The organism is Spirillospora sp. NPDC049652 (assembly GCF_040675125.1).
In the GTDB taxonomy this organism is placed as follows: domain Bacteria; phylum Actinomycetota; class Actinomycetes; order Streptosporangiales; family Streptosporangiaceae; genus Spirillospora.
Map to the genome: position 1 here is coordinate 1 of NZ_JBFAOF010000235.1, position 8904 is coordinate 8904.

The 8904-nt window shown below is 72.8% G+C and carries 6 protein-coding genes and 1 pseudogene; 3 read left to right on the forward strand and 4 right to left on the reverse strand.

Going from position 1 to position 8904, the window contains the following annotated elements; translation table 11 throughout:
• On the forward strand, positions 1-319 hold a 319-nt coding region (locus AB0J52_RS17285; RefSeq protein ID WP_500182586.1), incomplete at its 5' end, for an aldehyde dehydrogenase family protein.
• Positions 320-402: 83 nt separating this feature from the next.
• On the opposite strand, the gene AB0J52_RS17290 is transcribed toward AB0J52_RS17285, so the two are convergent.
• Complete coding sequence (locus AB0J52_RS17290; RefSeq protein WP_500182587.1) at positions 403-1557, reverse strand: hypothetical protein; 1155 nt, start codon at positions 1555-1557, stop codon at positions 403-405.
• A gap of 126 nt (positions 1558-1683) precedes the next feature.
• Between AB0J52_RS17290 and AB0J52_RS17295 the strand changes: the two genes are divergently transcribed.
• Both AB0J52_RS17295 and AB0J52_RS17300 read left to right on the forward strand, forming a co-directional pair.
• A complete protein-coding gene (locus tag AB0J52_RS17295; protein ID WP_500182588.1) occupies positions 1684-1929 on the forward strand; it encodes a DUF2630 family protein in 246 nt (81 codons plus the stop codon).
• Between the two features lie 501 nt (positions 1930-2430).
• Positions 2431-2790 carry a hypothetical protein gene (locus AB0J52_RS17300; RefSeq protein WP_500182589.1) on the forward strand — a complete coding sequence of 120 codons (360 nt, stop codon included), beginning with the start codon at positions 2431-2433 and terminating at the stop codon, positions 2788-2790.
• A gap of 193 nt (positions 2791-2983) precedes the next feature.
• Here AB0J52_RS17300 and argS read toward each other — a convergent pair whose 3' ends face one another.
• From argS to plsX, 3 genes and pseudogenes are all read right to left on the reverse strand, one after another.
• A complete protein-coding gene (gene argS, locus AB0J52_RS17305; protein WP_500182590.1) occupies positions 2984-4747 on the reverse strand; it encodes an arginine--tRNA ligase in 1764 nt (587 codons plus the stop codon).
• Between the two features lie 9 nt (positions 4748-4756).
• The gene (locus AB0J52_RS17310; RefSeq protein ID WP_500182591.1) at positions 4757-7135 is read right to left on the reverse strand and encodes an HAD-IC family P-type ATPase; all 2379 of its coding nucleotides are present in this window, start codon (positions 7133-7135) and stop codon (positions 4757-4759) included.
• A gap of 311 nt (positions 7136-7446) precedes the next feature.
• Positions 7447-8442 (reverse strand): annotated as a pseudogene (gene plsX, locus AB0J52_RS17315) (phosphate acyltransferase PlsX); the annotation flags it as partial.
• Positions 8443-8904: the final 462 nt, after the last annotated feature.

Sequence of the window (8904 nt, forward strand, 5' to 3'; positions counted from 1 at the left end):
CGCGTCCGAGCCGGCGCCGCTGCCCGCCGTCACGCTCGCCGAGGTGCTCGCCACGTCCGACCTCCCGGGCGGCGTGGTGAACCTGCTGACCGGGCGGCGCGCCGAGCTCGCGCCGTGGCTGGCGTCGCACATGGACGTGAACGCGATCGACCTCGCGGGCGCGCCGGACGACGCCGTCGCGGACCTGGAGCGGGCCGCCGCGGACAACCTGAAGCGCGTGCTGCGTCCGGGCGTCCGCGACTGGTCGGAAGAGCCCGGCACGGAGCGGATCACGGCGTTCCTGGAGACCAAGACGGTCTGGCATCCGGTGGGTGTGTAACGTCCGTTTCGCGCATCCGGGGTGTAGATCGTCGCGAAGTGTGGAATAGAACTCTCCGTAGCTGATCATGCACGGGGGGTGGATCAGGTGCCTACCAGGACCACATCGCGTACGACATCGAGCCGAAGCACGGCCGGGGGCGCGAGGGGCACAGCAGGGAAGGCCGGGACGTCCGTCCGCAGGACGGGGTCGAAGCGGACCAGCGCCGCCGCGAAGTCGACGGCGTCGAGGTCCACGGTCTCGGCACGCACCGGGACGGCGCGCAAGACCGCGACGCGGTCGGCCGCGTCGAAGCGGACGACCGCGTCGCGGGGTCCGGCCGCCAAGAAGGCGACCGGGACCCGGCGCGCGTCGACCGCGAACCGGGGCCCGACGAGCCGGACCACGGCGGCGCGGAAGACGACGGCGAAACGGGCCTCGCCCGCCGCCAAGCGCACGACGTCGTCCCGCCGCACCGCGTCGTCGACGTCGGCGCGCGGCTCGTCGGCCGCCGCCAAGAAGGCGACGACCGCCGCGACGCAGGCCAAGTCCGCCGCCACCAAGATGAAGTCGGTGGCGACCAAGGCGAACGCCTCGGTGCGGGCCATGACGGCCATGACCAAGGCGATGACGACCGCCACCAAGGCCATGACGGACGCGGCGAAGGCGATGAACGTCGCCGCCAAGGCCGTCGCCAGCGGACGGTCGGCGAGCGGCGGGACCACCGCGCGCAAGTCGGCGTCCGCCAGGAAGTCGACCGCCAAGAAGGCGGGCACGGCGCGGAAGTCGACCGCGGCGAAGAAGACCACCGCACGGAAGTCGACGACGGCCCGGAAGACGACCGCCAAGAAGACGGGCACGGCCAAGAAGGCGCCGGCCCGCAAGTCGGCGACCGCCAAGAAGACGACCGCCAAGAAGACGAGCGCCGCGTCCGGCCGTTCGAAGACGACGTCCGCCGCGGCCAAGACCACGGCGGGCCGGACGACGGCCCGGAAGTCGACCGCGAGGAAGACGACCGGCGCCCGGAAGACCACGGCCCGCAAGACCACGGCGGGCCGGTCCAAGGCCGCCTCGACGCGTCCGCGCACCACCAAGTCGACGTCCAGCCGGCGCACCGCGTCGCGCCGCACGGCGACACCGGCCGCGGCCGCGTCGAACGGCGCGGTGTCGGGCGCCTCGTCGTCCACCCTGGTCGATCCGAAGACCAGTTCCATGGCCTCGCAGGGCTCGTCGGGCTCGTCCTCGAACAACGAGTACATGTCCGGGCTGGCCCGGTCGTCCGGCGGAGGTTGACGGGGGTGGGATCCTCGACGGTGCGGAGCCCCGCCCCGCGGCCACGCGGGACGGGGCTCCGCCGCTGAGCCGGACGAGCCCACGGAGGGACCATGGACGACAAGCAGATCCTGTCGCGCATCGACGAGTTCGTCGCCGAGGAGGCCGCGCTTCGCGACCGGCTCCAGAAGGGCGAGCTCTCCCAGGGGGAGGAGCAGCAGCGTCTCCGCGCGCTGGAGGTGGAACTCGACCAGTGCTGGGACCTGCTCCGCCAGCGCCGCGCCCGCCGCGACGCCGGCGAGAACCCGGACGAGGCGACCCCCCGCCCCGCCGGCGAGGTGGAGGGCTACCTCCAGTAACCCCACGTCGCCCGCAGAGCGACTTTCACTCGAATCCCCACATTCCACCAGGGGCCGTGCCCATCCCAGCCCCCACGGCCCCCTCAGAGCCGTCCAGTCCAAAGCCCCAAGCCACGGCCGACCCAGCGGCCCTCAAACCCCGTCCGCCTGGCAAGGGGCCGCGTGACGAGTCGCCGGCGGTCCAGCGGCGGTGCCGTGTAGTTGCCCTGGGGCCTTTCTCAGGGCGACCTCAACCATGCGCGCGAACGCGTGACCTGCACGGTGGAGCGAAGCCGAAGGCGAGCGCAACCGGGCAGATCGCGAAGCGATGCCGCGTTCGCCCAGTCACGGTCACGCAGCGAGCCTTTAGGCGAGCGAAGTGGGCCGGGACTTTCAGCATGGCCTGATGCGGTCGCGCGAGAACGGCGTGGGTTCGGTCCCGGGTGGGCTTGGGGGCGTCTTATAGGGCGAGGACGGTGCCGGAACGGGGGCGCCGCAGCCCAACGGGAAGAGGGCTTCGCCGTGAAGCGCCTGCTGCAAGCCGCGACCGCCGGGACCGCCATGGTCGCGGCGGTTCTGTTCATCGCGTTGACGGAGTCGTCGGCGTCCGCCCAGCCTGGCGGGACGGCCTTGGCGCCGGTCGCCGTCAGCGCCCAGGGGATCGTCCACGCCCCGGTTCCGCTGCGGGTGCGCGGGAAGGCGAACCGCCTCAGCCAGACCTACCGCCGGCTGCCGAACGGCACGTCCGTCCCGCTGCGGTGCTCCGTGACCGGCCAGCGCATCTACGGCGACCGCACCTGGTACCGCCTGGCGACCGCTCAGCGCGAGTACGTGGCGGCCCATTACGTCACCGTCACCGTCGGCAACGTCCCCCACTGCTGACACTCCGGAAGCCGTGCCCCCGGTCGACCATCGCGGGACCGGGGCGCAGGTGAGTGAACGCTCACCCTCGTGAAGCGCACCCACGTCAAGCGCGCCTATGCGAAGCGCGTACATGTGAAGCGCGCGCATGCGAAGAGCCGTCCACCTCGTCGGTGGACGGCTCTTGTGCAGTGCGCTTCCGCGCCGGGCCGGACTACATGCGCTCGGGGGTGGGGACGCCGAGCAGGTCGAGGCCGGTGACCAGGGTGCGCAGGGTCAGCGCGCACAGGGCCAGGCGGGACTGCTTGGTCGGCTCGTCCGCGGCCTTGAGGACGGGGCAGTTCTCGTAGAAGGCCGTGTAGGACGAGGCCAGCTCGAACAGGAAGGTCGCCAGGCGGTGCGGCTCGGCGGCCTCGTAGGCGGACTTGACGGCCGCGCCGAAGCCGAGCAGGTGCAGGGCCAGCGCGCGCTCGGCGGGCTCGGCCAGCGTGATCGGGCCGTGGGCGTCGTCCGGGGAGGTGCCGGCCTTGCGGAAGATCGACCGGATCCGGGTGGCGGCGTACTGGAGGTACGGGCCGGTGTTGCCCTTGAACGAGATCATCCGGTCGAAGTCGAAGATGTACTCGCTGTCGCGGGCGACCGAGAGGTCGGCGTACTTGACCGCGCCGATGCCGACGGCCTCGACGATGGCGTCGCGGGTGGCGGCGTCGAACGAGCCGTCGTGGTTGAGCTTGTCGAACTCGGCCCCGGCGCGCTCGACGGCCTCGTCGAGCAGCTCGGCGAGCTTGACGGTGCCGCCGGCACGGGTGCGCAGGATCTTGCCGTCGGTGCCGAGGACGTTGCCGATCTCGGCGTGCTCCAGCCGCATGCCGTCCTTGACCCAGCCGGCCATCCGGGCGACGGCGAAGGCCATCTGGAAGTGCAGCGACTGCGGCGCCCCGACGACGTAGACCACGCGGTCGGCGTGCTCGGTGTCGGACCGGTACCGGATGGTCGCGAGGTCGGTGGTGGAGTAGTTGTAGCCGCCGTCGCTCTTGCGGACGATCACCGGCAGCGGGTCGCCCTCGCGACCCTTGTACCCGGGCGGGAACACCACGAGCGCGCCGTCGCTGATCTCGGCGATGCCCTTGTCGGTGAGCTCCTGCGCGGTCGGGTTGAGCAGGTCGTTGTAGAACGACTCGCCCTTGATGTCGTCGTCGGTGAGCGTGACGCCGAGCCGCGTGTAGACGTGGTTGAAGTACCGCTTGGACACGTCCACCAGGACCTGCCACAGCCGCATGGTGTCGGGGTCGCCCGCCTGGAGCCGGACGACCCGGGACCGGGACCGCTCGGCGAAGTCCGGGTCGGAGTCGAACTTCTGCCGGGCGGCCTGGTAGAAGGCGGTGAGGTCGCTGACGGACGAGTCGTCGCGCTCGGCCGCGGCCACGCCGATGTCGAGCAGGTGCTCGATCAGCATGCCGAACGGCGTGCCCCAGTCGCCGACGTGGTTGTCCCGGACGACGTTCTCGCCGAGGAACTCGCCGATCCGGGCGATGGCGTCGCCGACGATCGTGGTCCGCAGGTGGCCGACGTGCATCTCCTTCGCCACGTTCGGCGAGGAGTACTCGACGATCACCTTCTCCGGGTGCTCGTCCTTCGGGACGCCGAGCCGGTCGTCGCCGAGGGCGTCCTGGGCGCGGGCGGCGATCCAGCCGTCGGCGAGGGTGAGGTTGATGAAGCCCGGCCCGCTGATCTCGACCTTGGAGACCAGGTCGTCCACGTCGAGCCGCGCCACGATCTCCTCGGCGATGCGGCGCGGGTTCTGCTTCTCGCCTCGCTCCTGGGTGAGCGGCTTGACCAGCGACATGGCGACGTTGGCCTGCAGGTCGGCGAACTGCGACGGTCGGATGACCGGGTCGGTGTCCGCGAACGACGGTCCGAAGGCGGCGGCGAGCGCGGCCCGGACCCTGTCAGCGAGTACGAGTTGCGGGTCGGACATGTCTCAAGGTTATCGGCGCGAGGGTGTGGAACCGGTAATGCTTTGATGTTTGAGGACCTTGAGGACGAGCGTCAGCACCACCCCGGCGGCCCCGGCGATCACCAGGGCGTAGAGGTCGTTGCCGACGTCGTCCGGGTGCAGCGCGAAGAAGTGCCGCAGCCACGGGACGGCCAGCACGGTCAGGAACGCCGCGCCCATCACCGCGACCAGCCCCAGCCGCCACCAGTTCCAGGGCCGGGCGATCAGCACCAGCACCCACAGGGCCAGCAGGAACAGCGACAGCGAGGCGGAGGACGAGTCCTCCTGGAAGGAGCTGTCGAGGTTGCGGGTGGCGATCCAGTAGCCCGCGAACGTGGCGACGCCGCAGGCGACCCCGGCCGGGATCGCGAACCGCAGGACGCGCGGCACGAAGCCGGGCCGGGCGCGTTCGTTGTTGGGCGCGAGGGCCAGGAAGAACGCGGGGACCCCGATCGTGAGCGTGCTGATCAGCGTGAGGTGCCGGGGCAGGAACGGGAACCGCACGTGCATCAGCCCGACCAGCACCGACAGGATGATCGAGTAGACCGTCTTGGTAAGGAACAGGTTGGCGACCCGCTCGATGTTGCCGAGCACCCGCCGTCCCTCGCCGACCACGTGCGGCAGGGTCGCGAAGCGGTTGTCGAGCAGGACGATCTGGGCGACGGCCCGGGTGGCGTCGCTGCCGGCGCCCATGGCGATGCCGAGGTCGGCGTCCTTGAGCGCGAGCACGTCGTTCACGCCGTCGCCGGTCATCGCGACCGTGTGGCCCCGGGACTGCAGGGCCGCGACCATGTCGCGCTTCTGCTGCGGGGTCACCCGGCCGAACACCGAGTTCCCCTCCAGCACCTCGGCCATCTCGTCGATGCCGGCCGGCAGGGTGCGGGCGTCCACGGGGTGCTCGGCGGACGGCAGGCCCAGCGATGAGGCGATCGCCCCCACCGAGGCCGGGTTGTCGCCGGAGATGACCTTGACCGTGACGTCCTGCTCGGCGAAGTAGGCGAGGGTCTGCTTGGCGTCCGGGCGGATGCGCTGCCGCAGCACGACCAGCAGCGCGGGCCGGGCGGTGGCCGCGACGTCGAGCCGGTCGGGGTCGGCGAACGCGTCGTCCGGCACCCGGGCGAGCGCGAGCACGCGCAGGCCGGTGGAGCCGAGGTCCTCGGCCTTCGCGCGCGCCGGGTCGTCCGGGGACAGCAGCACGTCCGCCGCGCCGACCACCCAGGAGCCGTGCTCGGCGAACGACGCCCCGCTCCACTTGCGCGCGGACGAGAACGGGACGGCGGACCGCTGCGTCCAGCCGGGATCGGGGACGTCGAGGCCGTCCCGGACGGCCCGCATGGTGGCGTTCGGATCGGGGTCGGCGCGCGCGATCGCGGCCAGCGCCCGCTCGCCCTGGCGGGCGTCGTCCAGCGGGACGACCTGGTCGAGGTCCATGCCCGCCTCGGTGAGCGTGCCGGTCTTGTCCACGCACAGCACGTCCACCCGGGCGAGGCCCTCGATCGCGGGCAGTTCCTGCACCAGCGTCTGCCGCCGCCCGAGCCGGACGACCCCGACCGCGAACGCGATGCTGGTCATCAGCACCAGGCCCTCGGGGATCATGGTCACCACGCCCGCGACCGCGCCGACCACCGCGTTCGGCACCCCGCCCGCCGAGCGGAACTGGCTGACGAACAGCAGGATCGCGGTCGGCACGATCAGCCAGGTGACGTACTTGAGGAACCGGTTGATGCCCTCCATCAGCTCCGAGCGGGTGAGGGTGAACCGGCTGGCCTCCTCGGTGAGCCGGGCGGCGTAGGCCTCCCGGCCGACCTTCGCCGCGGTGAACACGCCGTGGCCCGCGACGACGAAGCTGCCGGACTGCAGCTGGTCGCCGGGCCGCTTGAGGACGGGGTCGGCCTCGCCGGTGAGCAGCGACTCGTCCACCTCCAGGCCGCCGGAGGAGACCACCGGGCCGTCCACGACGATCTTGTCGCCGGTGCCGACCACGACCAGGTCGTCCTGGACCACCTCGTCCTGGTGCAGGTCGCGGGTGGCGCCGTCGCGAAGGACGCGCACCGGGGCCTCGCCGACGACGGCGAGCCGGTCGAGGGTGCGCTTGGCGCGCAGCTCCTGGACGACGCCGATCGCGGAGTTGGCGACGATGATCCCGCCGAACAGGGCGTCCTGCCACGCGCCGAAGATCAGCACCAGCACGAACAGGGTGCCAATCAGCGCGTTGAAGCGGGTGAGCACGTTGGCCCGGACGATCTCGCCGACCGACCGGCTGGTGCGCCGCGGCACGTCGTTCACCCGGCCGGCCGCCACCCGCTCGCGGACCTCCGCCTCGGTCAGCCCGTCCGGTCCCCCCGGACCGGGCCGCTGCGGTTCGGTCATCTTCCCCCCGTTGGAAGCCCCATTCCCCAAGATCGACTGGGACAACCCCGGAGGGCTCAGCGGCCCCCGGCGCCGCGCTCCGGCCGCTCGGCCGGGCGCCCCGTCACCGGACGCGCCGCCGCCTCGGCGTCCGCGTCCGGCTTCCGTTCGTCCTCACCCTGTTCAACGTGCGGCGGACCGGAAACGTTGGGGTCGGTGGTGTCACCGATCTCACGCGATGCGGGCTCGTCCTCCGCGACGGGCCGCCTCGCCTCGCGGGACTCCCTGCCGTCCCGGCCGTCCTTGCCCTCTTTGGACGCGTCGTGGTTGCCGTGCGGCCAGCGCGGGAACCGGGACGTCTTCGTCGCCGCCACCTGGTCGCGGATGCGCTCCACGATGCGGCCCGCCGCCAGCTCGTGCGCGAGCAGGCACGCCGAGGTGATCGCGCGCGCCCTGGCAGCGCCGTGGGCGATGATGACCGTGCCGTTCAGGCCGAGCAGGACGCCGCCGCCGTAGGTGTCGGAGTCGAGCCGGTCCTTCAGCTCGGTGAGCTTGCGCCGCTGCAGCAACGCGCCCACGCGGGCCGTCCGGGACGAGGTGACCGCCTCGCGCATCTCGCTGAACGCCGTCCGGACGGTGCCTTCCAGGGTCTTCAGCGCCACGTTCCCGGTGAAGCCGTCGGTGACGATCACGTCCACGGTCCCCGCGAGCAGGTCGTGGCCCTCGACGTTCCCGGCGAACTCGACGCCGTGGTGCCCCGAGGCCAGCAGCTCGTGCGCGCGCTTGGCGAGCTTGTTCCCCTTGCCCGCCTCGGAGCCGATGTTGAGCAGCCCCACGCGCGGGCGCGCGAGGTTCAGCCGGATCTGCGCGTAGGCGGTGCCGAGCGCGGCGAACTGCACCAGCGTCTCGGGCTTCACGTCGGCGGTCGCGCCCGCGTCCAGCAGGACGGTCGGCCGCGGACGGGTCGGCAGCGTCACCGCGATCGCGGGCTTCATCACGCCCTGCTGGCCCTTCAGCCGCAGCCGGGACGTGGCCACGACCCCGGCCGTCGAGCCCGCCGACACCAGCGCCGACGCGCGGCCCTGCTTGACCAGATGGCAGGCGATCGCGACCGACGAGCGCGGCTTGCGCCAGCTCGCGAGCGCGCCCTCGCCCATGTCGAGCGCCTCGTCCGCGTGCACGATGGGGATCTCGCCGGAGATGCCGAGCCGGTCGAGCCGCGCCCGGATCCGCGGGGCCTGCCCCACCAGGACGACCCGGACGCCGTGCTCCCGGAACGCGGCCACCGCGCCGTCGATGATCTCCTCGGGCGCGTGGTCGCCGCCCATCGTGTCCACGGCGATCGGAGCGGGCCGCAGCCGCGCGTCGGCCGCGGCGCGTGCCCGCACGTCGGTCGCCGCCCGCACGCGGACGTCCGAGGACCCGCGCGGATGGACGTCGGAGGCCCCTCGCGGACGCGGGTCGCCCGTCGCCCGGACCCGCGCCTCCCCGGCCGGCCGCCCCTCCGCCGCCGTCCATGTCCGAGCGTCGCCCGGCCGCGCGTCCCCCGCCGTCCGCGCACGCGGGTCGCCGGCGGCATGGAGGTCAATGGCATGGAGGTCAGCGGTCGCTCGTGTCCGTGCGTCACCCGGCGCAGGGGCGTTCGGGAGCGTCCGGGGGTGCGCGTCGCCGGTCGGGAAGGCCCGCGGATCGGGTGTGAAAGCCCGGGGATCGGGTGTGCAGGCGCGCGGATCGGGCGTCGCGTGCTGGACCGCCACCGGGGCGGCGGTGGCCCGCGGGCGCGGCGGGCC